Annotated in this window: 1 protein-coding gene; it reads right to left on the bottom strand. The window is 45.6% G+C overall.

The annotated features are described in order from the left end of the window. Positions 1-255: 255 nt before the first annotated feature. Positions 256-987 (bottom strand): SH3 domain-containing protein (locus AK2_RS17245; RefSeq protein ID WP_217994726.1); only part of this gene is annotated, 732 nt, incomplete at its 5' end.

Genomic DNA, 987 nt, shown 5'->3' with positions numbered 1-987 from the left:
GCCTTGAATCCCCATTTCCCATGACCTGCTAAAACAGATGAGCAGATTGCAATCAAAGAGAACCGAATGGCCAATGAGAGTGAACATAGATGGCCCGGCGAACGATGGTAATATCTCGACGAGGGACAAAGGCCTAGAAAGCATGAGAGACAGCGCCAGCGCAATATCACGAGCTGCCACCCTGCAGGAATTGATCCGGGAGGGGAGCGATACCCCCCTCCTGCATAACTCCGATCCCATTCGTTATCGAGTATTCTACGCTTGTTGTGTAATGTCTTGGGACACACCCTTAACACCATCCGAATTTGTACCAGAAGAGAGTGCAGGCTTAAACAGCCCGGAAGCCACATTTCGAATCAACTCATTCGTAAACTCAGGATCTGGAATTGAATATCCCGGAGGTACCGCCTCGTAAATAATATTCCAGACAACTGGGTCTGGACGAACATGAGGTGTATCCTTGGCAAACGAAAATAATGATTCATAAACATTTTTTGGTGCGGTTAATGAGTTCAAATCGCCATGTAAATGAGTTGCATATTGGTTAGATCGTCCTTGGATTTTCGACTCGCCAGAATTATTATTTAGGTTTGCAAGTTTCATTCTCAGCTGTTCGTTCTCAGCCTTCAGTCTCTCAAAAGAGTCTACTGCAAGCTGCATGGCCTGCTTCTTCAGCTCCTCATTTTCCTTCCGCAACGCTTGATTTTCCGTTAAAAGTTCCTCATTTGCCCTCTTCAACTGTTTGTTCTCTTCCTGACCCGTTGTCGCTAACAGATCCATTTCTGCCTTCAGCGCCTGTGTCTCCTTCTTTAACTCCTCGTTTTCTGCGAGTAATTCACGAATTCTTCTATAAAATTCTGTGTTCCGTTCCTGGCTTACCCTCTCAATTTCAGTTTTGTAATCATCCATCGCCCTCTTCAGTTCTTGATCCTTCTCCAACAGTTTCTCATGCACCTTCAATAATTCGCGGCCTTGTTCCTCACTCTG

Source organism: Alicyclobacillus kakegawensis NBRC 103104, assembly GCF_001552655.1.
GTDB classification, from domain to species: domain Bacteria; phylum Bacillota; class Bacilli; order Alicyclobacillales; family Alicyclobacillaceae; genus Alicyclobacillus_G; species Alicyclobacillus_G kakegawensis.
The sequence above is the reverse complement of the archived record's forward strand: the minus strand, read 5'-3'. Positions and strand labels throughout refer to the sequence as shown.